General features: G+C 64.6%; 20 protein-coding genes, 2 tRNA genes and 1 pseudogene. 13 read left to right on the top strand and 10 right to left on the bottom strand.

The genetic code is table 11. The features are described from left to right. The first annotated feature begins 169 nt into the window (after nt 1-169). The 9 genes from P5703_RS03985 (at nt 170) to ychF (ending at nt 7,098) form a co-directional block, all read left to right on the top strand. The gene (locus tag P5703_RS03985) at nt 170-1,897 is read left to right on the top strand and encodes a tetratricopeptide repeat protein (RefSeq protein WP_014597507.1); all 1,728 of its coding nucleotides are present in this window, start codon (nt 170-172) and stop codon (nt 1,895-1,897) included. A 3-nt stretch (nt 1,898-1,900) separates the two neighbouring features. Next, nucleotides 1,901-2,521 carry a lipoprotein insertase outer membrane protein LolB gene (lolB, locus tag P5703_RS03980; RefSeq protein ID WP_020308412.1) on the top strand — a complete coding sequence of 207 codons (621 nt, stop codon included), beginning with the start codon at nt 1,901-1,903 and terminating at the stop codon, nt 2,519-2,521. After that, nucleotides 2,522-3,382, top strand: a complete 861-nt coding sequence (ispE, locus tag P5703_RS03975; protein ID WP_125877063.1) for a 4-(cytidine 5'-diphospho)-2-C-methyl-D-erythritol kinase — start codon at nt 2,522-2,524, stop codon at nt 3,380-3,382. A 19-nt stretch (nt 3,383-3,401) separates the two neighbouring features. Continuing rightward, a tRNA-Gln gene (locus P5703_RS03970) sits at nt 3,402-3,476 on the top strand. A gap of 47 nt (nt 3,477-3,523) precedes the next feature. Then, nucleotides 3,524-3,598: transfer RNA gene (locus P5703_RS03965), tRNA-Gln, on the top strand. Nucleotides 3,599-3,676: 78 nt separating this feature from the next. Continuing rightward, the gene (locus tag P5703_RS03960) at nt 3,677-4,618 is read left to right on the top strand and encodes a ribose-phosphate pyrophosphokinase (RefSeq protein ID WP_003294564.1); all 942 of its coding nucleotides are present in this window, start codon (nt 3,677-3,679) and stop codon (nt 4,616-4,618) included. Between the two features lie 119 nt (nt 4,619-4,737). Beyond that, the gene (locus tag P5703_RS03955; protein WP_234492841.1) at nt 4,738-5,355 is read left to right on the top strand and encodes a 50S ribosomal protein L25/general stress protein Ctc; all 618 of its coding nucleotides are present in this window, start codon (nt 4,738-4,740) and stop codon (nt 5,353-5,355) included. 33 nt (nt 5,356-5,388) lie between these two features. After that, nucleotides 5,389-5,973: an aminoacyl-tRNA hydrolase gene (gene pth / locus P5703_RS03950; protein ID WP_014597511.1), complete on the top strand. Its 585-nt coding sequence runs from the start codon at nt 5,389-5,391 to the stop codon at nt 5,971-5,973. A gap of 24 nt (nt 5,974-5,997) precedes the next feature. Next, nucleotides 5,998-7,098: a redox-regulated ATPase YchF gene (gene ychF / locus P5703_RS03945; RefSeq protein WP_019406794.1), complete on the top strand. Its 1,101-nt coding sequence runs from the start codon at nt 5,998-6,000 to the stop codon at nt 7,096-7,098. A gap of 64 nt (nt 7,099-7,162) precedes the next feature. On the opposite strand, the gene P5703_RS03940 is transcribed toward ychF, so the two are convergent. The 10 genes and pseudogenes from P5703_RS03940 to P5703_RS03895 form a co-directional block, all read right to left on the bottom strand. Next, nucleotides 7,163-7,360, bottom strand: coding sequence for a hypothetical protein (locus P5703_RS03940; protein ID WP_048330541.1), 198 nt, complete (start codon nt 7,358-7,360; stop codon nt 7,163-7,165). Between the two features lie 105 nt (nt 7,361-7,465). Next, nucleotides 7,466-8,473, bottom strand: coding sequence for a branched-chain amino acid ABC transporter permease (locus P5703_RS03935; RefSeq protein ID WP_014597514.1), 1,008 nt, complete (start codon nt 8,471-8,473; stop codon nt 7,466-7,468). Nucleotides 8,474-8,475: 2 nt separating this feature from the next. Then, a complete protein-coding gene (locus P5703_RS03930; protein WP_014597515.1) occupies nt 8,476-9,363 on the bottom strand; it encodes a branched-chain amino acid ABC transporter permease in 888 nt (295 codons plus the stop codon). A 69-nt stretch (nt 9,364-9,432) separates the two neighbouring features. Further along, complete coding sequence (locus P5703_RS03925) at nt 9,433-10,650, bottom strand: ABC transporter substrate-binding protein (RefSeq protein WP_043942244.1); 1,218 nt, start codon at nt 10,648-10,650, stop codon at nt 9,433-9,435. A gap of 76 nt (nt 10,651-10,726) precedes the next feature. Next, nucleotides 10,727-11,443, bottom strand: coding sequence for an ABC transporter ATP-binding protein (locus P5703_RS03920; protein WP_014597517.1), 717 nt, complete (start codon nt 11,441-11,443; stop codon nt 10,727-10,729). Then, entirely contained in the window at nt 11,440-12,201 is a 762-nt protein-coding gene (locus tag P5703_RS03915; RefSeq protein WP_014597518.1) for an ABC transporter ATP-binding protein, read from the bottom strand. The genes P5703_RS03920 and P5703_RS03915 overlap by 4 nt, the downstream gene beginning before the upstream one ends. A gap of 313 nt (nt 12,202-12,514) precedes the next feature. Further along, nucleotides 12,515-13,779: pseudogene (locus P5703_RS03910) on the bottom strand (OprD family porin). A 102-nt stretch (nt 13,780-13,881) separates the two neighbouring features. Then, nucleotides 13,882-14,487 (bottom strand): peroxidase-related enzyme, encoded by a 606-nt coding sequence (locus P5703_RS03905; RefSeq protein WP_003280108.1) that lies wholly within the window; start codon nt 14,485-14,487, stop codon nt 13,882-13,884. Nucleotides 14,488-14,544: 57 nt separating this feature from the next. Next, nucleotides 14,545-16,227 carry an AMP-binding protein gene (locus P5703_RS03900; protein ID WP_279641184.1) on the bottom strand — a complete coding sequence of 561 codons (1,683 nt, stop codon included), beginning with the start codon at nt 16,225-16,227 and terminating at the stop codon, nt 14,545-14,547. A 279-nt stretch (nt 16,228-16,506) separates the two neighbouring features. Then, complete coding sequence (locus P5703_RS03895) at nt 16,507-17,529, bottom strand: apurinic/apyrimidinic endonuclease family protein (RefSeq protein WP_279641183.1); 1,023 nt, start codon at nt 17,527-17,529, stop codon at nt 16,507-16,509. Between the two features lie 319 nt (nt 17,530-17,848). On the opposite strand from P5703_RS03895, the gene P5703_RS03890 reads away from it, so the two are divergent. From P5703_RS03890 to P5703_RS03875, 4 genes are all read left to right on the top strand, one after another. Beyond that, nucleotides 17,849-19,012: an isovaleryl-CoA dehydrogenase gene (locus tag P5703_RS03890; RefSeq protein ID WP_279639890.1), complete on the top strand. Its 1,164-nt coding sequence runs from the start codon at nt 17,849-17,851 to the stop codon at nt 19,010-19,012. 93 nt (nt 19,013-19,105) lie between these two features. Beyond that, nucleotides 19,106-20,710, top strand: coding sequence for a carboxyl transferase domain-containing protein (locus P5703_RS03885; protein ID WP_017245598.1), 1,605 nt, complete (start codon nt 19,106-19,108; stop codon nt 20,708-20,710). Between the two features lie 81 nt (nt 20,711-20,791). Continuing rightward, nucleotides 20,792-21,589, top strand: coding sequence for a gamma-carboxygeranoyl-CoA hydratase (locus P5703_RS03880; RefSeq protein WP_061373127.1), 798 nt, complete (start codon nt 20,792-20,794; stop codon nt 21,587-21,589). Further along, nucleotides 21,589-23,499, top strand: coding sequence for an acetyl-CoA carboxylase biotin carboxylase subunit (locus P5703_RS03875; RefSeq protein WP_279641182.1), 1,911 nt, complete (start codon nt 21,589-21,591; stop codon nt 23,497-23,499). Before P5703_RS03880 ends, P5703_RS03875 begins: the two co-directional genes overlap by 1 nt. Nucleotides 23,500-23,669: the final 170 nt, after the last annotated feature.

Here is a 23,669-nt window from a genome sequence, read left to right as displayed (position 1 = left end):
AATTCTCCTACTTCGCCAGATGGAGAACAACCATTGCCCTCGATTGTCGGATTCGATTGGTACGGCCGAATGCCGGCCAAACCGGCCTGCGCGCCCCATGGGGCCATGGGCTTGCCCTGCGGCTTGTGTCATCATGCCGCGACCGCACACCAGCCGTACATTTCCCTCTATGAATAGACTCGCCGCACTTGCCGCCCTGCTGATTCTCGGCGGCTGCCAGACCTTCACCCAGCAAGCGCCGGAAAGCGGCCCGCCGGTCGAGGACGCTGCGCCGGAGGCCGCCGCCAGCGAGGTCACCGAGTACGGCTCGTTCACCCGTCAGTCCCTCTATGCACTGCTGGTCGCGGAACTCGCCGGGCAGCGCAACCGCTTCGATATCGCTCTGGGCAACTATGTGCAGCAGGCACATGCGACGCAGGATGCCGGTGTCGCCGAGCGCGGCTTTCGCATCGCCGAATACCTCGGCGCCGACCAGGCTGCGCTGGACACCTCGCTGATCTGGGCACGCAATGCACCGGAGAACCTCGACGCCCAGCGCGCCGCCGCCGTGCAGTTGGCGCGCGCCGGGCGCTACGAGGAATCCATGGAGTTCATGGAAAAGGTCCTGCAGGGCCAGGGCGACACGCACTTCGACTTCCTCGCCCTGTCGGCCTCGGAAACCGATCCGGAAACCCGCGCCGGCCTACTGCAGAGCTTCGACAAGCTGCTGGCCAGGCACCCGGACAATCCGCAGCTGTCCTTTGGCAAGGCCGTACTTCTGCAACAGGACGATCGCAGCGAGGAAGCGCTCGCCCTGCTGCAGAAGCAGCCGGCCAAGCAGCGGCAGATCCCCTCCATCCTGCTCGAGGCGCGCCTGCTGCATAGCCTGCAACGCAGCGACGAGGCCCTCACACTGCTGGAGAAAAGCCTGCGGCAGCATCCCGAGGACAAGCGCCTGCGCCTGACCTATGCGCGCCTGCTGGTCGAACAGGAACGCCTGGAAGACGCCATGGGCGAGTTCGCCACCCTGGTTCAGCAGTACCCCGCCGACGATGACCTGCGCTTCTCCATGGCCCTGGTCTGCATGGAGGCCGAAGCCTGGCGCGAAGCCACCGTCTACCTCGAGGAGCTGGTCGAGCGCGGCAGCCATGTCGATGCTGCCCACTTCAACCTTGGCCGCGCCTATCAGGCCATGGGGCGGAATGCCAAGGCACTGTCCGCACTGGCGCAGGTTGGCCCAGGCAACGAGTTTCTCCCGGCGAAGCTGCTGCAGAGCCAACTGCTGTATTCCGCCAACCGCGACGAGGAAGCCTCCGCGGTGCTGGCCGACGCCCGTCAGCAGCAACCCGACTATGCCATCCAGCTGTATCTCATCGAGATCGAAGCCCTCTCCGAGCACAACCGCACCGAGCAGGCCTGGAGCTTGGTCGAGCAGGCGCTCGACGAATTCCCCGACGACCTCAACCTGCTGTATACCCGCGCCATGCTTGCCGAGAAGCGCGGCGACCTGGGCCAACTGGAACGTGACCTGCGCTTCATCATCGAGCGTGAGCCGGACAATGCCATGGCGCTCAATGCCCTCGGCTACACCCTCGCCGACCGCACCGATCGCCATCAGGAAGCACTGCAGCTGATCGAACAGGCCTACCAGCTCAACCCCGATGACCCGGCAATTCTCGACAGCCTCGGCTGGGTCAATTTCCGTCTGGGCAACCTCAGCGAAGCCGAGGCCCTGCTGCGCAAGGCCCTGCAGCGCTTCCCCGACCACGAAGTGGCGGCGCACCTGGGCGAGGTACTCTGGACCAAGGGTGAACGCAGCGAGGCCCGCGCGGTCTGGTCGAAGGCACTCAAACTACAACCCGACAGCCAGATCCTGCGCGAAACGCTCAAGCGGCTGACCGGATCGGAGAAGCCTTGAGCCATGACCCTTCTGAAAAAACTCGTCGCCCCCTGCCTGGCCCTGCTGCTCGCCGGCTGTGCCGGCATGGGCCCGCGCGAATCGGTCGAAGGCCCCGGCAACGCGGCGGCCTGGAAGGTGCACCGCAGCCAGGTCGAGACCCTCGACGGCTGGCAGATCAGCGGCAAGATCGGCATCCGAGCGCCGCAGGAATCCGGCAGCGGCACGCTGTTCTGGCTGCAGCGCCAGGAGTATTTCGACATACGCCTTTCCGGCCCGCTTGGCCGCGGCGCCACCCGACTGACCGGCCGACCGGACGCCGTTTCACTGGAAGTGGCCGGCCAAGGCCGCTTCGAAGCGGATTCGCCGGAAGCGCTGGTAGAGGCTCAGCTCGGCTGGCAATTACCGGTATCGCACCTGCTGTGGTGGGTTCGCGGCCTGCCCGCACCGGACAGCCGCAGCCGCCTGAGCCTGGACAGCGACAGCCGCCTGGCGCGCCTGGAGCAGGACGGCTGGCAGGTGAACTACCTGGCCTACGCCGAGCACAACGGCTTCACCCTGCCCGAGCGCATCCGTCTGGAAGGTCATGACCTGCAGATCACCCTGGTGGTCAAAGACTGGCAACCGCGCCAGCTGGGCCGCTGAATGCATATGCTGACCCTGCCGGCGCCGGCCAAGCTCAATCTGATGCTGCACATCACCGGGCGTCGTGCCGATGGCTATCACGAGCTGCAGACCCTGTTCCAGTTCCTCGATTACGGTGACGAACTGGTCTTGCGTCCGCGAGAGGACGGGCAGATCCGCCTGCTCACCGAATTGCCAGGCGTCGACCACGACAGCAACCTGATCGTCCGTGCCGCACGCCTGCTGCAGCGCGAAAGCGGCTGTGCGCTGGGCGCCGACATCCAGCTGACCAAGCGCCTGCCCATGGGCGGCGGAATCGGCGGCGGCAGCTCGGATGCCGCCACCACCCTGGTCGGCCTCGACCATCTGTGGAATACCAGACTTGGCGAAGATCGCCTGGCCGAACTGGGCCTGAACCTCGGGGCCGATGTACCGGTGTTCGTTCGCGGTCGCGCGGCCTTCGCCGAAGGGGTCGGAGAGCGCCTGCAACCGGTCGATCTCCCCGAGTCCTGGTTCCTCGTCATAGCGCCGCAAGTCTCTGTTAGTACAGCGGAAATATTTGCCGACCCGGAGTTGACACGTAATACCCCGGCCATTACAGTTCGCAGCCTTCTTGCAGGGGGCGGTCATAACGACTGTCAGCCGGTGGTCGAGAAGCGTTATCCCGAAGTTCGTAACGCTTTGAGCTTGTTGAACAAATTCGTTCAGGCAAGGATGACCGGCACTGGAGCTTGTGTGTTTGGGAGCTTCCCAAACGAGGGCGAGGCTGATAAAGTCCGCCGCCAACTTCCAGCCACTTTGCCGAGTTTCGTGGCCCGCGGCCGCAACGTCTCGATGTTGCACCGAAGCCTGGAACGGATGGCACAGGAAGCGAGTGCGTAGCACAAGGGTTGTACGATACAGGGGCGTCGCCAAGCGGTAAGGCACCAGGTTTTGATCCTGGCATGCGTTGGTTCGAATCCAGCCGCCCCTGCCATAACCTTCCAAGGTTCGTACGACCAGCGCACTAGAAGTTGACCCTACAGGGGCGTCGCCAAGCGGTAAGGCACCAGGTTTTGATCCTGGCATGCGTTGGTTCGAATCCAGCCGCCCCTGCCATACACTTGAAGCTGTTCAAGAGCTCGCCTTTTGAACAGCTTTTTATTCATCGGACCCACCCTCAGGCAGGTACTGCGCGTGTCCAAGATGATGGTCTTCACGGGGAACGCCAACCCCGATCTGGCCCGGCGTGTCGTACGTCAGCTGCATATCCCCCTCGGTGATGCCTACGTCGGAAAGTTTTCCGACGGTGAAATCAGTGTCGAGATCAACGAGAACGTTCGCGGCAAGGACGTCTTTCTGATTCAGCCGACCTGCGCGCCGACCAACGACAACCTGATGGAACTGGTGGTGCTGGCCGATGCCTTCCGCCGCTCCTCGGCTTCGCGCATCACCGCGGTGATCCCCTACTTCGGCTATGCCCGTCAGGATCGCCGTCCGCGTTCGGCCCGTGTGCCGATCAGCGCCAAGGTCGTGGCCGACATGCTCGACGTCGTCGGCGTCAACCGCGTCCTGACGGTCGACCTGCACGCCGACCAGATCCAGGGTTTCTTCGACATGCCGGTGGACAACATCTACGGCTCGCCGGTCCTGGTCGACGACATCCAGGCCCAGCGCTTCGAGAACCTGATGATCGTCTCCCCCGACATCGGTGGCGTGGTGCGTGCCCGTGCCGTGGCCAAGTCCCTCGGCGTCGACCTGGCGATCATCGACAAGCGTCGCCCGAAGGCCAACCAGTCCGAAGTGATGCACATCATCGGTGACATCGAAGGCCGTACCTGCATCCTGGTCGACGACATGGTCGACACCGCCGGTACCCTCTGCCATGCCGCCAAGGCGCTGAAAGACCATGGCGCTGCCAAGGTCTACGCCTACTGCACGCACCCGATCCTGTCCGGTCGCGCCATCGAGAACATCGAAGGCTCCGTGCTCGACGAGCTGGTGGTGACCAACACCATTCCGCTGTCGGCCGCCGCCCAGTCTTGCACCCGAATTCGCCAGCTGGACATCGCGCCAGTGGTGGCTGAAGCGGTACGCCGCATCAGCAATGCCGAATCGATCAGCGCGATGTTCCGCTAAGCGAACGCTTGGCACACCGCACTGAACGTAATGTGCCCCGCCTCGCGCGGGGCTTTTTGCCCAACAGCCCGAGCGCTGGTCGCAAGCGCGACGGGTAATGTTGTTACTGGAGAAACGAAATGACCGATTTCACCCTGAATGCCCAAGTGCGTTCCGACCTGGGGAAAGGTGCGAGCCGCCGCCTGCGTCGTAACGCCGCCCTGGTTCCGGCCGTCATCTATGGTGGCGACAAGGCCCCGCAGTCCATCAGCATCCTGGCCAAAGATCTGGCCAAGCTGCTGGAAAACGAAGCCTCCTTCAGCCACGTGCTGAGCATGAACGTCGACGGCCAGACCGAATCCGTTCTGATCAAGGCCCTGCAGCGCCATCCGGCCAAGAGCTTTGTCCTGCACGCCGACTTCGTTCGCGTCGTTGCCGGCCACAAGCTGACCGCTACCGTACCCCTGCACTTCATCAACCAGGAAACTTCGGTTGGCGTGAAGCAGCAAGGCGGCGAAATCCTGCACAACCTCAACGAAGTCGAAGTTTCCTGCCTGCCGCAAGACCTGCCGGAATTCATCGAAGTCGACATGGCCAACGTCGAAGTTGGTCAGGTTCTGCACATGACCGACATCAAACTGCCGAAAGGCGTTGAGCTGGTCGCCCTGGCCCACGGCAGCGACCTGCCGGTTGCCAACGTTCACGCTCCGCGCGTGAGCAAGGAAGACGCTCCGAAAGAAGAAGGCGCTGCCGAGTAATCCACTCGCATAGTCAAAGAAGAGGCCCCCGTCGTGACTGCCGTAAAACTGATCGTCGGCCTGGGAAATCCAGGCCCTGAATACGACCAGACCCGGCATAACGCGGGGGCTCTTTTCGTTGAGCGTCTGGCTGCCCGCGAGGGCGTCTCGCTCAGCAACGATCGCAAGTACTTCGGTCTGGTCGGCAAGTTCAGCCATCAGGGCGAAGACATCCGCCTGCTCATCCCCACCACCTACATGAACCGCAGCGGTCAGGCGGTGGCGGCACTGGCCGGCTTTTTCCGAATTCCTCCCGAGTCCATCCTGGTCGCCCACGATGAACTCGACATGCCCCCCGGCGTCGCCAAGCTCAAGCAGGGCGGCGGTCATGGCGGGCACAACGGGCTGCGCGACATCATCGCCAAGCTCGGCAACCAGAACAGCTTTCATCGCCTGCGCCTGGGTATCGGCCATCCGGGCCACGCCAGCCTGGTCAGCGGCTACGTGCTGGGGCGGGCGCCGCAGGCCGAGCGCGAGAAGCTCGACGCCAGCATCGACTTCGCACTGGATGTCGTGCCGGAAATCCTGGCCGGCGACTGGACGCGCGCCATGCAGCGCCTGCACAGCCAGAAGGCCTGAACCTAACTCCGAGGCAAGATCACCATGGGATTCAACTGCGGCATCGTCGGTCTGCCCAATGTCGGCAAGTCCACCCTGTTCAACGCCCTGACCAAGTCCGGCATCGCGGCGGAGAACTTCCCCTTCTGCACCATCGAGCCGAACAGCGGCATCGTGCCGATGCCCGATCCGCGTCTCGACGCGCTGGCGGCCATCGTCAAGCCGGAGCGGGTGATCCCGACCACCATGGAGTTCGTCGACATCGCCGGCCTCGTCGCCGGCGCGTCCAAGGGTGAAGGCCTGGGCAACAAGTTCCTCGCCAATATCCGCGAGACGGATGCGATTGCACATGTGGTGCGCTGCTTCGAAGACGAGAACGTCATCCACGTCGCCAACAGCGTCGATCCCAAGCGTGACATCGAGATCATCGACCTCGAGCTGATCATGGCCGACCTCGACAGCTGCGAGAAGCAGCTGCAGCGCGTCGCCCGGACCGCCAAGGGCGGTGACAAGGAAGCGGTGGCGCAGAAAGCGCTGCTGGAGAAGCTGATCCCGCATCTCACCGAAGGCAAGCCGGCCCGCTCCCTGCTGAAGAATTTCAGCGACGAGGAAAAGCGTCTGGCCAAGACCTTCCACCTGCTGACCACCAAGCCGGTGATGTACATCGCCAACGTCGCCGAGGATGGCTTCGAGAACAATCCGCACCTGGACGTGGTCAATGCCATCGCCGAGGAAGAAGGCGCCATCGTCGTGCCGGTCTGCAACAAGATCGAGGCCGAGATCGCCGAGCTGGACGATCTGGAAGAGATGCAGATGTTCCTCGAGACCATGGGCATGGACGAGCCGGGCCTGAACCGCGTGATCCGCGCCGGCTACGAACTGCTCAATCTGCAGACCTACTTCACCGCCGGGGTGAAGGAAGTTCGCGCCTGGACCGTCAAGGTCGGCGCCACGGCCCCGCAGGCCGCCGCCGTGATCCATACCGACTTCGAGAAGGGCTTCATCCGCGCCGAAGTCATCGCCTACGACGACTTCATCCAGTACAAGGGCGAAGCCGGCGCCAAGGAAGCCGGCAAGTGGCGCCTGGAAGGCAAGGAATACATCGTCAAGGACGGCGACGTGATGCACTTCCGCTTCAACGTCTGAGCACGCTCGACGCTCGCCTGAAGGCCCCGACTCGTCGGGGCCTTTTCGTTTCCGCCTGAGCCGGTTACAGCGGCCCCGGGTCGGGAACTGGCTCTGGTGGTGGCGCGACTTTCTCCAGCTGTTCGAGGACTTCTTCCGGCAGCTCGTCCGGGCCGTCCAGCTCGGTGTCGCTTTCGGCATCGTCCAGATCGTTGAGCGGCGATTCGTCGGCGCGCCAGGGCCAGGCGCGATGGGGATGGGTCAAGTGTTCGCGGGCAAGCATGGTCGTGTCTCCCGGTGAGGCCTGGAAGATTAGGCAGGCATCCACGCGCAGGGTTCGCGGCAGCTGCATCGCCAGGCGGCGCGCCGCTGCCGCGTGCGTCTCTCGCTACTTGAAGTTGCGCTTCACCAGCCGCTCCAGCCAGCCGACGATGCCGGAGCGGAACAGCAGCACGCAGAGCACGAAGATCACGCCGAGAATCACGTGCACCCATTCGCCCAGCGGTCCGTTGGACAGGTAGCTCTGCAGCGTCACCACCACCGTGGCGCCCACCAGCGGGCCGAGGATGGTGCCGACCCCGCCGAGCAGGGTCATCAGGATCACCTCGCCCGACATGTGCCAGTGGGCGTCGGTCAGCGAGGCCAGCTGGAACACCACGGTCTTGGTCGAGCCGGCCAGCCCCGCCAGCGCCGCCGAGATGACGAAGGCCAGCAGCTTGTGCCGATCGACGTTGTAGCCCAGCGACACGGCGCGCGGTTCGTTCTCGCGGATCGCCTTGAGCACCTGGCCGTACGGGGAGTGGATGGTGCGCTGGATGATGGCGAAGCCGAGGACGAACACCGCCAGCACGAAGTAGTACATCGCCATGTTGTTCTTCATGTCGACAAGGCCGAACAGGTGCCCGCGCGGCACACCCTGCAGGCCGTTCTCGCCGCCGGTGAACGGCGCCTGGACGAAGACGAAGAACACCAGCTGCGCCAGAGCCAGCGTGATCATGGCGAAGTAGATGCCCTGCCTGCGGATCGCCAGCATGCCGAACAGCGCGCCGAGCACCGTCGAAGCCAGCGTGCCGGCGAGGATACCCAGCTCGGTGCTGAGCCCGCTGTAGCTGCTCAGCATGTAGCCGGTGATGTAGCCGCCGGTGGCGAAGAAGGCCGCATGGCCGAAGGACAGCAGCCCCGCGTAGCCGAGCAGCAGGTTGAAGGCGCAGGCGAACAAGGCGAAGCACAGCAGCTTCATCAGGAACACCGGATACACCGCCAACGGTGCCAACAGCGCAATCACCAAAAGCACCGCGTAGAAGACCTTCTGCCGCCGCGCGGCTGCATGCCTGCGCTCGCGTACCACACTGGCATGCCGCAGCGATGCGGCCTGCACGTTTGCCGGATTCGTCATGCTCATGCCTCCTTCCCGAAGAGTCCCGCAGGACGAATCAACAACACCGCCACCATGACCAGAAACACCACGGTGTTGGCCGCTTCCGGATAGAACACCTTGGTCAGCCCCTCGATCAGGCCCATGGCGATGCCGGTCACGATGGCGCCAAGAATCGAGCCCATACCGCCGATCACCACCACGGCGAACACCACGATCAGCAGATTCGAGCCCATGCCCGGGGTCACCGCGTAGATTGGCGCAGCCAGTACGCCGGCAAACGCTGCCAGCGCCACGCCATAGCCATAGGTCAGGGTCACCAGCAGCGGCACGTTGATGCCGAAGCCCTGCATCAGTTTCGGATTCTCGGTGCCGGCGCGCAGGTAGGAACCCAGCCGGGTGCGCTCGATGACGTACCAGGTCGCCAGGCACACCACCAGCGCGGCGACGATCACCCAGGCGCGGTAGGTCGGCAGGAACATGAAGCCGAGATTGAAGCCGCCACGCAGCAACTCCGGCATTGGATAGGACGAGCCGGACACGCCGAACAGCTTGACGAAGCTGCCCTCGACGATCAGCGCCAGGCCGAAGGTCAGCAGCAATCCGTAAAGGTGATCCTCACCGGCAATGCGCCGCAGCAGGCCGCGCTCGATGGCCATGCCCAGGCAACCCACCAGCAACGGCGCCAGCACCAGCGCGAACCAGTAGCTCACACCCAGATAGTTCAGCCCGAGGAAGGCCACGAAGGCGCCCAGCATGTACTGCGCACCATGGGCGAAGTTGATGATGCGCAGCAGGCCGAAGATGATCGCCAGGCCCAGGCTCAGCAGTGCGTAGAACGCCCCGTTGATAAGACCGAGCAGCAACTGCCCGAGCAGTACGCTCAGGGGTACGCCGAATAGGAGAGTCATGGTTCACCACCCAAAGGAAGTCCGTGGCACCCGGCCGCCGCCGGCCGGGTGATGACGCGGATCAGCCGGTCAGTCCTTGGCGACCAGCTTGCTGCACTGGGTTTCGGCGATCGGCCGGTAGGCCTGGTCGCCGGGGATGGTGCGAACGATCTTGTACAGGTCCCACTCGCCCTTGGACTCGGCCGGTGTCTTGACCTGCACCAGGTACATGTCGTGCACCATGCGGCCGTCCTCGCGAATGCGGCCATCCTTGGCGAACATGTCGTTGACCGGCGTCTTGGCCATCTGCGCACGCACCGCCACGGTGTCGTCGGTACCGGCGGCCTTCACCGCGTTCAGGTAGTGGGTGGTCGCCGAGTAGATGCCGGCGTGCACCATGCCCGGCATGCGCTTGGTGCGCTCGTAATAGCGCTGGGCCCAGGCACGGGTTTGCTCGTTCATGTCCCAGTACCAGCCGGTGGTCAGCATCAGGCCCTGGGTCACGTCCAGGCCCATGGCGTGGATGTCGTTGAGGAACACCACCATGCCGGCGAGCTTCTGCCCGGACTGGGTGACGCCGAATTCGCTGGCGGTCTTCAGCGAGTTGACGGTGTCGGCGCCGGCGTTGGCCAGGGCGATGACCTCGGCGCCGGAACCCTGCGCCTGCAGCATGTAGGAGGAGAAATCGTTGCTCGGGAACGGATGGCGGACCTTGCCGACGATGCTGCCACCGTCGCCTTCCACCACCTTGGTGATGTCGGCTTCCATGGCGTGGCCGAAGGCGTAGTCGGCGGTGAGGATGTACCAGCTCTTGCCGCCGTCGGCGAGCACCGCCTTGGCCGTGCCGTTGGCCAGCGCGTAGGTGTCGTAGGTCCAGTGGATGTGGTTCGGCGAGCAGAACTCGTTGGTGATGCTGGAGGCTGCCGCGCCGGAGATCAGCGCCAGCTTGCCGCCCTGCTCCACCACCTTGCTCGCCGCCAGCACCACGGAACTGGCGACCATGCCGGTCACCATGTCGACGTTGCGCTCGTCGATCCACTGACGCACGGTGTTGGCGCCGACGTCCGGCTTGTTCAGGTCATCGGCGTGGAAGACCACGACCTTCTTGCCGTCGACCGTGCCGCCGAAATCCTCGACCGCCATTTTCAGCGCTTCCAGGCCGCCCGGGCCGGAGAGGTCGCGGTAGGTGCCGGACATGTCGGCCAGATAGCCGATGCGGATTTCGTCGTTGCTGATCTCGGCCTGGGCGGCCGAAGCGATCAGGGAAGAAGCCAGGATGGCGCTCGCGCTCTTGCGGAAAAAGCTCATGTATTCACCACTCTCGATTGTTTTTGTTGTGGTTCGGGCCGGCATCCACTGCGGCCGTTTTACAGCTTCCTGAGGTTCACACCCCGAGACAGGAATTGAGAAAGTCCTTCTTCGAATCCAGCTCCGCCGCCTCGATCTCTTCGATGATGCGACCGTGTTCCATGACGTAATGGCGGTCGGCCAATGGCGCGGCGAAGCGGAAGTTCTGCTCCACCAGGACGATGGTCAGACCACGCTGCTTGAGCTTGATCAGTACCTCGCCGAGCTTCTGCACGATGACCGGCGCCAGGCCTTCGGTGATCTCGTCGAGCAGCAGCAGGTTGGCGCCGGTGCGCAGAATGCGCGCCATGGCCAGCATCTGCTGCTCGCCGCCGGACAGCCGCGTACCCTGGCTGAAACGGCGTTCGTAGAGGTTGGGGAACATTTCGTAGAGTTCGTCCAGGCTCATCCCGCCGCTGCGCACCGTGGGCGGCAGCAGCAGGTTTTCCTCGACGCTCAGACTGGAGAAGATGCCGCGCTCTTCCGGGCAGTAGCCGACGCCCAGCCGCGGAATCTGGTGGGCCGGCATGCCAATGGTCTCGTTGCCGTTGACCACGATGGAGCCGGTGCGGCGCCCGACCATGTTCATGATCGCCCGCAGCGTGGTGGAGCGCCCGGCGCCGTTGCGTCCGAGCAGGGTCACCAGCTCGCCGCGGCCGACCACCAGATCGACACCGTGCAGAATGTGCGATTCGCCGTAAAAGGCATGCAGATCACTGACGCGCAGCTGATCGCGGTCCATGGGTGGATTCATGCGTGCGCCTCCTCGAGTGTCGCGGCTTCGCTGCCGAGGTAGGCCTCGCGCACCTGCGGGTTGGCCGAAACGCTTTCGTAGTCGCCCTCGGCGAGTACCGAACCACGCGCCAGCACAGTGATGCGATCGCACAGGCGGCTGACCACGCTGAGGTTGTGCTCGACCATCAGCACCGTACGGTTGGCCGCGGCCTTGCGCACCAGCTCGACGACCATGTCGACGTCTTCGCTGCCCATGCCCTGGGTCGGTTCGTCGAGCAACAGCACGAAGGGGTCGAGCGCCAGGGTGGTGGCCAGCTCCAGCGCGCGCTTGCGGCCGTAGGGCAGCTCGACTGCCAGGGTCTGGGCGAAGGATTGCAGGTCGACTTCAGCGAGCAGCTGCATCACCTGGTCGTCCAGCTCGCGCAGGCTGCGTTCGGATTTCCAGAAATGGAAGGAGTTGCCCATCTTCTGCTGCAGCGCTACACGCACGTTTTCCAGCACGCTCATGTGGCCAAATACTGCGGAAATCTGGAACGAGCGCACCAGGCCGAGCCGGGCGATCTCGTTGGCCTTCATCGAGGTGATGTTCTTGCCGCGATAGAGGATTTCGCCACGGGTGGGCGTGAGGAATTTGGTGAGCAGATTGAATACGGTGGTCTTGCCGGCGCCGTTGGGGCCGATAAGCGCATGGATGTGACCCTGACGGACCTTCAGATCGACGGAATCCACTGCGGTGAAGCCGCGGAATTCCTTGGTCAGGCCGCGCGTTTCCAGCACGAACTCTGGTTCCTTTGGGTGCCCTCTAACCTTGTTTGTTGTTGTTGGTTATGGCGCAGGTCGCTGCATGACCTTTACGTAAACGATAACAACCAGTTTCCGTATACGGCAAGTGGCTTTTTCAAACGGGTGATTGAGCGGTAAAGCGGGCAAATGAAAGGCAAAAGGCCAGTATTTTTCGCGCCATTGAGGTAGTTGGTTTGCATCGGCGATGCAAACCGCGAGCGCCGAAAGAAGGCCCGGCCGACGCAGAAAAAGCCGGGCCTATGCGGCCCGGAAATTTCCAACGAGGAGGTTCACAGCGGTTTCGCGGTTACCACAACGGCAGGCTGTAGCTGACGATAAAGCGATTCTCGTCCAGGTCGCTCTGGAAGTTGCTTCGCGTGGTGGCGTTGCGCAGCTTGAAGCCGAGGTTCTTCAGTGGGCCGCTCTGGATGACGTAGGCGATGTCGGTGTTGCGCTCCCAGGTCTTGCCTTCGCTGGCGCCGGCGCCACGGTCGACGTTGTCACCGGAGACGTAGCGGGTCATCAGGCTCAGCCCGGGAATGCCCATGGCGGCGAAGTCGTAGTCGTAGCGGACCTGCCAGGAGCGTTCGTCCTGGTTACCGAAATCGTTGATCTGCAGCAGGTTGATCAACGCGTTATCGCCACCGGCGACGTAGGCGAAACCGGTATCGCCGCTCATGTGCTGGTAACCGCCGGTGAAGGCGTGACCGCCATGCTTGTAGGTGAACAGCGCGCCGAAGGCGTCGTTGTCGACATTGCTGCCGCCATCGTCGGTGGAGCGCACATAGCGCAGGTCGGTCTTGAAGCTCTGCGACTCGCCGATCGGCAGCACATGGACCAGGCTGAGGTTGTGCTGGTCGTAGATGCCGTCCAGCCCACCGTAGTAGTAGCTGGTGGCCAATTGTGGCGACCAGTCGTAGCGCCCGCCGGCGAAGCGGAACTCGTCGCTCGTCGTATTGCTGCCAAAGGTAATGTTGCGCAGCCCGCCATTGAACACCGTCATCTCTTCGTAGTTGGAAGAGTCGCGGTAGCTCGTGCGATCCAGCATGCCGAGATCCAGCGTGAGGCCTGCGACGTCTTGCTCTGCAGCCAGGCGCCGCGATAGATGTTCGGCAACAGGCGGCTGTCGTTGCGCATCAGCACCGGGATAACCGGTTGCAGCGTGCCCACGTGCAGCGTGGTGGCGGACAGCTTGGCCTTGGCGGTCAGGCCTGCCGTGCCGTAGTCGTCCGCCGGCTCGCCGGAAGCCGAGCGTGGCAGGAGGCCGGTGCCGCCACGGCCGGAGCCGGAGTCAAGCTTGACGCCGAGCAGGCCGATGGCATCCAGGCCGAAGCCGACCGGCCCTTCGGTGTAGCCGGTCTCCATTTTCAGCATGAAGCCCTGAGCCCACTCCTCGGCCTTGGACTGAGCAGCGCCAGACTGCCGGAAGTCGCGGTTCATATAGAAGTTGCGCAGGTCGATGCTGGCCTTGCTGTCTTCGATGAAGGCGGCCGAAGCCGTGTTGGACATGCCCAGGATGGCTGCAGCCAGGCTGGAAAGCAGGAAGGTCCGGCTTGCTGGTTTCAGTTGCATAGCTATCTCTCTTGTTGTTGTGATCGTTGATGCAGCTGTTGAGCCCGACTGCCAACTGCCCGGGCTCGGATTACCACTTCATGCGGTAAAGCGGTGTCGCGCTCAGCGCGCGGTGCTTCTGGGCACGCGGCCCAGCAGATAGAACTCGTCGTTGGGCGGGGTGCGCGCCATGGACACCAGGCGGTTGGAGAGGCCGAACAGCCCGGCGATGGCGCCGATGTCCCAGATGTCGTCGAGGCTGAAACCCTGGGCCTCCAGCCGCGCTTGCCAGGCGTCGTCCAGCACGCCGCGCCCGGCGGCCAGGTGCAGGGCGAAGTCGAGCATCGTGCGCTGGCGTTCGGAGATCGGCGCGGTGCGGTAGTTGACGGCGATCTGGTCGGCCAGCTGCGCGTCCTTGGCGAGGATCCGCAGGATCGCGCCATGGGCGACCACGCAATACAGGCAGCCGTGGTCGGCGCTGACCGCCACCACGATCATCTCCTTCTCGGCCTGGGTCAGGCTGTCGGCTTCGCGCTCCATCAGCGCATCGTGATAGGCGAAGAAGGCGCGAAACTCCGCCGGCCGATGAGCCAGCATGAGAAACACGTTGGGAATGAAACCGGCCTTTTCCTGCACGGCGAGAATCCGCTCGCGCAGGTCGGAGGGCAGTGTGTCGAGGCTGTCGGGCAGCGGAAAACGGCTGATCGACTGAGTAGTAGGCAGCGCCACGGAAAGCTCCATTTCGGATGAGCGAATGGCCGGCCGGGCGAACCCGGCCGGTGCCAGTCAGTGCTGTTCGCTGATGCCCAGCTCGACCACGCTGATCTCGCGCATGCGGAACTTCTGGACCTTGCCGCTGATGGTCATCGGGAAATCGTCGACGAACTTGATGTGCCGCGGCGTCTTGAAGTGGGCAATGCGGCCCTTGCAGAACTCGCGCAGCGCCTCGGCCTCGACCTGATGGCCCGGGTGCAGCTTGACCCAGGCGACGATCTCCTCGCCGAACTTGCTGTCCGGCACGCCGATCACCTGCACGTCGGCCACCGCCGGATGGGTGAAGAGGAATTCCTCGATCTCGCGCGGGTACACGTTTTCGCCGCCGCGGATGATCATGTCCTTGTTGCGGCCGACGATCTTGATGTAACCCTCGTCGTCCATCACCGCGAGGTCACCGGTGTGCATCCAGCGCGCGCCGTCGATGGCCTCGCGGGTGGCGTCCGGGTTGTTCCAGTAGCCGAGCATCACGCTGTAGCCGCGGGTGCACAGTTCGCCGATCTGCCCGCGCGGCACAACCGCGCCGTGCTCGTCGACGATCTTGCTTTCCAGGTGCGGCTGGGTGCGGCCGACGCTGGTGACGCGGCGTTCCAGGTCGTCATCGGCACTGGTCTGGGTGGAGACCGGGCTGGTTTCGGTCATGCCGTAGGCGATCTGCATTTCGGCCAGGTGCATGTCGTCAATGACGCGCTTCATCACCTCGATCGGGCAGGTGGAGCCGGCCATGATGCCGGTGCGCAGCCTGCTGAGGTCCAGCGACTGGCGCTCCGGATGGTCGAGCATGGCGATGAACATGGTCGGCACGCCGTACATGCCGGTGGCCTTTTCCTCGGCCGCGGCCTGCAACGCGGCCAGCGGCTCGAAGGCGGCGCTCGGGTAGATCATCGTGGTGCCGTGGGTGACGCAGCCGAGGTTGCCCATGACCATGCCGAAGCAGTGGTACAGCGGCACCGGGATCACCAGGCGGTCGTGCTCGGTCAGCCTGAGGCTCTCACCGACCATGTAGCCGTTGTTGAGAATGTTGTAGTGGCTGAGCGTGGCGCCCTTGGGGAAGCCCGTGGTGCCGGAGGTGTACTGGATGTTGATGGGGTCGTCGAACTGCAGGCGCTCGCCGCACTGGCGCAACTGCTCGGGGCCGACCTGCTCGGCCATCTCCATCAGCGCCTGCCACTGCAGCATGCCGTCCACCGGCTTGTCGCACAGGCTGATCACACCGCGCAGCTCGGGCAGCATATGGCTCTGCAGGGCCCCGACGGCGGCGCTTTCCAGCTCCGGCAGCAGCTCGTGGAGCATGGCGTGGTAATCGGACGTCTTGAAGGCATCGGCGCAGATCAGCCAGCGGCAGCCGGACTGCTTCAAGGCGTACTCGAGTTCGCTGAGGCGGTAGGCGGGATTGATGTTGACCAGCACCACGCCGATCTTCGCGGTGGCGAACTGGGTGATGCACCACTGGGCATTGTTCGGTGACCAGATGCCCACTCGTTCGCCAGCTTGCAGTCCGAGGGCCAGCAGGCCACGCGCGCAACGGTCCACCGCCTCCGCCAGTTCCGCCCAGGTGTAACGCAGCTGCTGATGGCGCACCACCAGGGCCTCACGCTGGGGGAAGCGCTCCACGGTACGGTCGAACGCCGCGCCGATGGTCATGGGCAACAGGGGTTTGCTCTGCGGTCCGCAGGTATAGCTCGGAAGACTCATGACGATTTCCTCAGTCTTATGTTTGTTATGAGGCGTACTCGCAAGGGCTCTGGCGCTGCTGACAGTCACCCTAGGCCACGATTACGTTAACGTAAAGGTAACCAAGTGACAACATGTCGCGGAGTAGGCGAAATTCGAGGGCGCAAGGAGGCAAATAGCCAGTATCCAGCGGTGCGGCGCGGGGGCGTTGCGGGTCAGATCAGACTGCCATGGCAGGCCTGCATGCTGGCAATCGCGGCACGGATTCAGGTGCTTCGCAATGATGCCGCGCGCCCCCCATCAGGCGCATTCGCGCTGGTACTCGCGATGGAAGTCCAGCGCAGCGAGGTTCTTGTCCTTGGCTTCGAGCATGATGTCGAAGCGGTCCAGAAACTGAAACGCATAGCGATTCGTCCAGCGGTTCCACATGCGCTTGCTGTGCGCATAGAGGTCGCGCTTGCTGACCTGCTCCAGCAACTCGGGGATTTCCAGCTTCCGCTCCGGGGCGAAGCCCAGCTCCATCAGGCGCTCCGGCGGCTGCGAGTAATGCATGGTCGGCCGCACACCGCGCCAGCTTTGCAGAATGCGCTCAATGCGCGGGTCGTCCGGCTCGATGTAGCGGTCCTCGTGAATCCAGCAGTGATGGATGTCCAGCACCACCGGCGCGAGGTCCGCGAGACCCAGACAGTCGTCCAGGCCATAGGTCTTTTCGTCGTTCTCGAAGGTGATGCACTGGCGCGCCTCGGCCGACAGCCGCGGCCAAACGGCACGCACGCCCTCGGCGCCGAGCCGCCCGGCGATATGCAGGTTGCACTTGAAGTCCTGGAAGCGCCGGCCATAACCCATCATGCGGATCATGTCGGCGTGGTACTCGAATTCCGCCAGGCTGTTCTCCACCACCTGCGGCTTGTCCGACCCCAGCACGCAGTACTGGCCGGGATGCATCGACAGGCGGATGTCGTGGGCCCGCGCCAGTTCGCCGATCGCGGCGAAACCCGCCTCGAGGCGGCTCTGCACTTCGGCGCGGCGGTAGAAAGGCGCGATCTCGGCATGGCTGTAGAACGGCAGCAGGTCGCTGGACAGACGCAACATCCGCAGCATCGGTGGCAGCGTAGCGACGTATTCGAGCAACACCCGCTGGGCGTTCAGGTTGTGCTCGACGATCTCCTCGAGCCTCGCCTCGGCCGCCTCGCGTCCCACCGAGGCCATCCAGCGCAGCGTGGTGCTGCGCGGGTTGAAGGTGCGCTCGATGCGCTCCAGCTCCTTCAGCGAGAGGCTCTGTTGCGGATGGCGATACATGCAGGCGAAGCCGATACGGGGCATGGATTCCTCGTCGATGACAGGCCGGCGCTCCGACCACTGCCTGTTTAGTCCCGCCCGCGTCGAGCCGAGTGCCCGACCGCCGACGAAACACCACCCGCGGCATCCATGGCCGGCGGCACCGCCCTTGCCATGCACCTATGCTTGCAGAACGCCGCCCGCTGGCATGTTGACAGACCGCTGGCGGACCTTTACGTTAACGTAAAGCAGCGAGCAGCCGCTTCCCGAAGGCGCTCAGGCTGCGACCGGAGCGCCGGCCGGAACCCGCCGGATGCACGAATTCTCTGAACACAGAACAATTACAAGACAAGCAGGTGGCCCCATGAACTACTCCAGCCTCAATTTCGCCCTCGGTGAAACCATCGACATGCTGCGCGAGCAGGTCCAGGCCTTCGTCGCCGCCGAGCTGGCGCCGCGCGCCGAGGCCATCGACCAGGACAACCTGTTCCCGGCCGACATGTGGAAGAAATTCGGCGAGATGGGTCTGCTCGGCGTGACCGTCTCCGAAGAATACGGTGGCGCCGGCCTCGGCTACCTGGCCCATGTGGTCGCGATGGAAGAGATCAGCCGCGGCTCGGCCTCGGTGGCCCTGTCCTACGGCGCGCATTCGAACCTGTGCGTCAACCAGATCAACCGCAACGGCAACGCCGAGCAGAAGGCCCGCTACCTGCCCAAGCTGATCAGTGGCGAGCACGTCGGCGCGCTGGCCATGAGCGAACCCAATGCCGGCTCCGACGTGGTCTCTATGAAGCTGCGCGCCGAGAAGCGCGGCGACCGCTACGTGCTCAACGGCAGCAAGACCTGGATCACCAACGGCCCGGACGCCAACACCTACGTGATCTACGCCAAGACCGACCTGGACAAGGGCCCGCACGGCATCACCGCCTTCATCGTCGAGCGCGACTGGAAAGGTTTCTCCCGCGGCAACAAGTTCGACAAGCTGGGCATGCGCGGGTCCAACACCTGCGAGCTGTTCTTCGATGACGTCGAGGTGCCGGAAGAGAACGTGCTGGGCGTCGAGAACGGCGGCGTCAAGGTGCTGATGAGCGGCCTGGATTACGAGCGCGTGGTACTGGCCGGCGGCCCGACCGGGATCATGCAGGCCTGCCTCGACGTGGTGGTGCCCTACATCCACGACCGCAAGCAGTTCGGCCAGAGCATCGGCGAGTTCCAGTTCATCCAGGGCAAGGTGGCCGACATGTACACCCAGCTCAACGCCAGCCGCGCCTACCTCTATGCCGTGGCCCAGGCCTGCGACCGTGGCGAGACCACCCGCAAGGACGCCGCCGGGGTGATCCTCTACACCGCCGAGAACGCCACGCAGATGGCCCTGCAGGCGATCCAGATCCTCGGCGGCAATGGCTACATCAACGAATTCCCCACCGGCCGCCTGCTGCGCGACGCCAAGCTCTACGAGATCGGCGCCGGCACCAGCGAAATCCGCCGCATGCTGATCGGACGCGAGCTGTTCAACGAAACGAAATAAGCCGCAAGCGGCAAGCCTCAAGCGGCAAGTAGAAGCGCTCCGGTGCTCTTTCTTGCAGCTTGTAGCTTGAAGCTTGCAGCTCATGGAGAAGCCATGATCCTGCATACCCAGATCAATACCCGTTCGCCCGAGTTCGCCGCCAACAGCGCCGCGATGCTCGAACAGGTGAACAACCTGCGCGCACTGCTCGGTCGCGTCAGCGAAGGCGGCGGCGCGACCGCCCAGCAGCGCCACGTCTCGCGCGGCAAGCTGCTGGTGCGTGAACGCATCGACACCCTGCTCGATGCCGGCTCGGCCTTTCTCGAACTCGCGCCGCTGGCCGCCCACGAGGTCTATGGCGAAGACGTTGCCGCAGCCGGCGTGGTCGCCGGTATCGGCCGCGTCGAAGGCGTCGAATGCATGATCATCGCCAACGACGCCACCGTGAAGGGCGGCAGCTATTACCCGCTGACAGTGAAGAAGCACCTGCGCGCGCAGACCGTCGCCCGCGAGAACCGCCTGCCCTGCATCTACCTGGTGGATTCCGGCGGCGCCAACCTGCCGCGTCAGGACGAGGTGTTCCCGGACCGCGAACACTTCGGCCGCATCTTCTTCAACCAGGCCAACATGAGTGCCATGGGCATCCCGCAGATCGCCGTGGTGATGGGCTCCTGCACCGCCGGCGGCGCCTATGTGCCGGCGATGGCCGACGAGACCATCATGGTGCGCAACCAGGCGACCATCTTTCTCGCCGGCCCGCCGCTGGTGAAGGCCGCCACCGGCGAAGTGGTGACCGCCGAGGAACTGGGCGGCGCCGACGTGCACTGCAAGACCAGCGGCGTCGCCGACCACTACGCCGAGAACGACGAGCACGCCCTTTCCATCGCCCGTCGCTGCGTGGCCAACCTGAACTGGCGCAAGCTCGGCCAGTTGCAGACCCGTGAGCCACGCGCGCCGCTGTATGCCGCCGACGAGCTGTACGGCGTGATTCCGGCCCAGGCCAAGCAGCCCTATGACGTGCGCGAAGTGATAGCGCGGCTGGTGGACGGCAGTGAGTTCGACGAGTTCAAGGCGCTGTTCGGCACCACCCTGGTCTGCGGTTTCGCCCACCTGCACGGCTACCCGATCGCCATCCTCGCCAACAACGGCATCCTCTTCGCCGAGGCGGCGCAGAAAGGCGCGCACTTCATCGAACTGGCCTGCCAGCGCGGCATCCCGCTGCTGTTCCTGCAGAACATCACCGGCTTCATGGTCGGGCAGAAATACGAGGCCGGCGGCATCGCCAAGCACGGCGCCAAGCTGGTCACCGCGGTGGCCTGTGCCCAGGTGCCGAAGCTCACCGTGCTCATCGGCGGCAGCTTCGGTGCCGGCAACTACGGCATGTGCGGCCGCGCCTACGACCCGCGCTTCCTGTGGATGTGGCCCAACGCGCGCATCGCCGTGATGGGCGGCGAGCAAGCCGCCGGGGTGCTCGCCCAGGTCAAGCAGGAGCAGAGCGAACGCGCCGGCAAGAGCCTCGGCGACGACGAGGTGGCGGCGATCAAGCAGCCGATCCTCGAGCAGTACGAACGCCAGGGCCATCCGTATTACTCAAGTGCGCGGCTGTGGGACGACGGCGTGATCGACCCGGCGCAAACCCGCGAGGTGCTGGGGCTGGCGCTGTCCGCCGCGCTCAACGCGCCGATCGAGCCGACCCGCTTCGGCGTGTTCCGCATGTAAAGCGGCAAGCCGCAAGCCACAAGCGGTTCTGCGTTTTCTTGCCGCTTGCAGCTTAGGGCTTGCAGCTCAAAGGAGTTCTTAATGACCGATTTCCAGACCATCGAACTGAACAAAGACGCGCGCGGCGTGGCCACGCTCTGGCTCAACCGCGCGGACAAGAACAATGCCTTCGACGCCCAGGTGATCGGCGAACTGAACGCAGCGCTGGCCCAGGTGCAGGACGATGCGGGTATCCGCTTCCTCATCCTGCGCGGGCGCGGCAAGCATTTCTCTGCTGGCGCGGATCTGGGCTGGATGCGCGAGTCGGCCAAACTCGACTACCAGGCGAACCTGGCTGACGCCCACGAACTCGGCGAGCTGATGCAGCGCCTTTACCAGCTGCCGCAGCCGACCCTGGCCGTGGTACAGGGCGCGGCCTTTGGCGGCGCGCTGGGGCTGATCGCCTGCTGCGACATGGCCATCGGCGCCCGCGACGCACTGTTCTGCCTGTCGGAAGTTCGCATCGGCCTGGCGCCGGCGGTGATCAGCCCGTACGTGGTCAAGGCCATCGGCGAGCGCGCCACCCGCCGCTACGCGCTGACCGCCGAACGTTTCGACGGCACACGTGCCCGCGAACTGGGCCTGCTCGCAGAAACCTACCCGGCCAGTGAGCTGGACGCCGCGCTGGAGCAATGGGTCGACAACCTGCTGCTCAACAGCCCGCAGGCGCTCAAGGCCTGCAAGGACCTGCTGCTGGATGTGGGCGATGGCGATTTCAGCGCCGACCTGCGCCAGACCACCGAACAGGCCATCGCGCGCCTGCGCACCAGCCCGGAAGGTCAGGAAGGCCTGAGCGCCTTTCTGGAAAAACGCACGCCCGCCTGGCAGGAGAAGAAGTGATGAATCGCCATATCGATACCCTGCTGGTCGCCAACCGCGGCGAGATCGCCTGCCGCGTGATGCGCACCGCCAAGGCCATGGGCCTGACCACCGTTGCGGTGCACAGCGCCATCGATGCCAGCGCGCGCCATGCCCGCGAGGCCGATATCCGCATCGACCTGGGCGGCGCCAAGCCGGCCGAGAGCTACCTGCGCATCGACAAGCTGATCGAGGCGGCCAAGGCCAGCGGCGCCCAGGCGATCCACCCGGGCTACGGCTTCCTCTCGGAGAACGCCGAGTTCGCCCGCGCCATCGAACAGGCCGGGCTGATCTTCCTCGGCCCGCCCGCCTCCGCCATCGACGCCATGGGCAGCAAGTCCGCCGCCAAGGCGCTGATGGAAGAAGCCGGCGTGCCGCTGGTGCCCGGCTACCACGGCGAAGCGCAGGACGTGGAAACCTTCCGTGCTGCGGCGGAAAGGATCGGCTACCCGGTGCTGCTCAAGGCCACCGCCGGTGGCGGCGGCAAGGGCATGAAGGTGGTCGAGCGCGAGGCGGACCTGGCCGAGGCGCTGGCGTCCGCCCAGCGCGAGGCGCAGTCGTCGTTCGGCGATTCGCGCATGCTGGTCGAGAAATACGTGCTCAAGCCGCGCCATGTGGAAATCCAGGTCTTCGCCGACCAGCACGGCAACTGCCTGTACCTGAACGAGCGCGACTGCTCGATCCAGCGCCGCCATCAGAAGGTTGTCGAAGAGGCCCCTGCCCCCGGCCTGTCCCCCGAGCTGCGCCGTGCCATGGGCGAAGCCGCGGTGAAGGCGGCCAAGGCCATCGGCTACGTCGGCGCCGGCACCGTGGAATTCCTGCTGGATGCCCGTGGCGAATTCTTCTTCATGGAAATGAACACCCGTCTGCAGGTCGAGCACCCGGTCACGGAGGCCATCACCGGCCTCGACCTGGTCGCCTGGCAGATTCGCGTCGCCCGCGGCGAGCCGCTGCCGATCAGCCAGGAGCAGGTGCCGCTGATCGGCCATGCCATCGAGGTACGGCTGTACGCCGAGGACCCGGACAACGATTTCCTTCCCGCCACCGGCACCCTCGAGCTCTACCGTGAAGCCGCGGATGGTCCGGGCCGTCGCGTCGACAGCGGCGTCGCCGAGGGCGATACGGTGTCGCCGTTCTACGATCCGATGCTCGGCAAGCTGATCGCCTGGGGGGAGAACCGCGAGGAAGCGCGCCTGCGCCTGTTGGCCATGCTCGACGAGACCGCCGTCGGCGGCGTGCGCACCAACCTCGCGTTCCTGCGCCGCGTCGTCGGCCATCGCGCCTTTGCCGAGGCCGAGCTGGATACCGGCTTTATCCCGCGCCACGAAAGCGAACTGCTGCGTCCGGCCGGCGAGCTGTCCGATGCCTTCTGGCAGCAGGCTGCCGAGTGCTTCGTACAGAGCGAGCCGACCTCGGTTCGCGACGACGATGCCCATTCGCCGTGGTCCAAGCGCAACGGGCTGCGTTTCGGCATGCCGGCGCAGGTCAGCCTGCATCTGCAGTGCAATGGCGAGAGCCGCCGGCTGAAGGTCGACCCGGCAGCGCCGCGGCAGAGCGTCCGCACGCCCAGGGCGATCCGCCAGGGCGATGCACTGTACCTGCAGTGGAACGGCGAATGGCTGGCCGTGCGCGCGTTCGACCCCATCGCCGAAGCCGAGGCCAGCCACCAGCATCACGGCGGCCTGACCGCGCCAATGAACGGCAGTATCGTGCGTGTACTGGTGGAGGCCGGTCAGCATGTCGAAGCCGGCACCGCGCTGATCGTGCTGGAAGCGATGAAGATGGAACACAGCATCCGCAGCGCCCAGGCTGGCGTAGTCAAGAGCCTGTTCTGCAACGAAGGCGAAATGGTCAGCGAAGGCGCGGTGCTGCTGGAGATGGAAGAGGCCTGAAGGATGCACAAGGCTGGAGATGGAAGAGGCCTGAAGGATGCACAAGGTGGACAAGGCTTCGCCGTTGCCCACCCTACGCACGAACGCAAGGCCTTAGGGTGGAAAACGCCGCAGGCTTTTCTACCGGTAGCCGGACGCCTCGGCTGACACACATGAACCGGCGAGCCCGC

The organism is Stutzerimonas sp. FeSN7, assembly GCF_030263795.1.
GTDB lineage: Bacteria > Pseudomonadota > Gammaproteobacteria > Pseudomonadales > Pseudomonadaceae > Stutzerimonas > Stutzerimonas stutzeri.
This window is presented reverse-complemented; position numbering and strand designations above follow the sequence as displayed.

What these genes read in the sequence shown, in the direction of transcription:
- ychF (WP_019406794.1), top strand. Translation starts at nt 5,998, where the DNA reads ATGGGATTCAACTGCGGCATCGTCGGTCTGCCCAATGTCGGCAAGTCC.
- P5703_RS03940 (WP_048330541.1), bottom strand. Translation starts at nt 7,360, where the DNA reads ATGCTTGCCCGCGAACACTTGACCCATCCCCATCGCGCCTGGCCCTGG.
- P5703_RS03935 (WP_014597514.1), bottom strand. Translation starts at nt 8,473, where the DNA reads ATGACGAATCCGGCAAACGTGCAGGCCGCATCGCTGCGGCATGCCAGT.
- P5703_RS03930 (WP_014597515.1), bottom strand. Translation starts at nt 9,363, where the DNA reads ATGACTCTCCTATTCGGCGTACCCCTGAGCGTACTGCTCGGGCAGTTG.
- P5703_RS03920 (WP_014597517.1), bottom strand. Translation starts at nt 11,443, where the DNA reads ATGAATCCACCCATGGACCGCGATCAGCTGCGCGTCAGTGATCTGCAT.
- P5703_RS03925 (WP_043942244.1), bottom strand. Translation starts at nt 10,650, where the DNA reads ATGAGCTTTTTCCGCAAGAGCGCGAGCGCCATCCTGGCTTCTTCCCTG.
- P5703_RS03875 (WP_279641182.1), top strand. Translation starts at nt 21,589, where the DNA reads ATGAATCGCCATATCGATACCCTGCTGGTCGCCAACCGCGGCGAGATC.
- P5703_RS03985 (WP_014597507.1), top strand. Translation starts at nt 170, where the DNA reads ATGAATAGACTCGCCGCACTTGCCGCCCTGCTGATTCTCGGCGGCTGC.
- P5703_RS03895 (WP_279641183.1), bottom strand. Translation starts at nt 17,529, where the DNA reads ATGCCCCGTATCGGCTTCGCCTGCATGTATCGCCATCCGCAACAGAGC.
- P5703_RS03955 (WP_234492841.1), top strand. Translation starts at nt 4,738, where the DNA reads ATGACCGATTTCACCCTGAATGCCCAAGTGCGTTCCGACCTGGGGAAA.
- lolB (WP_020308412.1), top strand. Translation starts at nt 1,901, where the DNA reads ATGACCCTTCTGAAAAAACTCGTCGCCCCCTGCCTGGCCCTGCTGCTC.
- P5703_RS03900 (WP_279641184.1), bottom strand. Translation starts at nt 16,227, where the DNA reads ATGAGTCTTCCGAGCTATACCTGCGGACCGCAGAGCAAACCCCTGTTG.
- P5703_RS03885 (WP_017245598.1), top strand. Translation starts at nt 19,106, where the DNA reads ATGATCCTGCATACCCAGATCAATACCCGTTCGCCCGAGTTCGCCGCC.
- P5703_RS03880 (WP_061373127.1), top strand. Translation starts at nt 20,792, where the DNA reads ATGACCGATTTCCAGACCATCGAACTGAACAAAGACGCGCGCGGCGTG.
- P5703_RS03890 (WP_279639890.1), top strand. Translation starts at nt 17,849, where the DNA reads ATGAACTACTCCAGCCTCAATTTCGCCCTCGGTGAAACCATCGACATG.
- ispE (WP_125877063.1), top strand. Translation starts at nt 2,522, where the DNA reads ATGCATATGCTGACCCTGCCGGCGCCGGCCAAGCTCAATCTGATGCTG.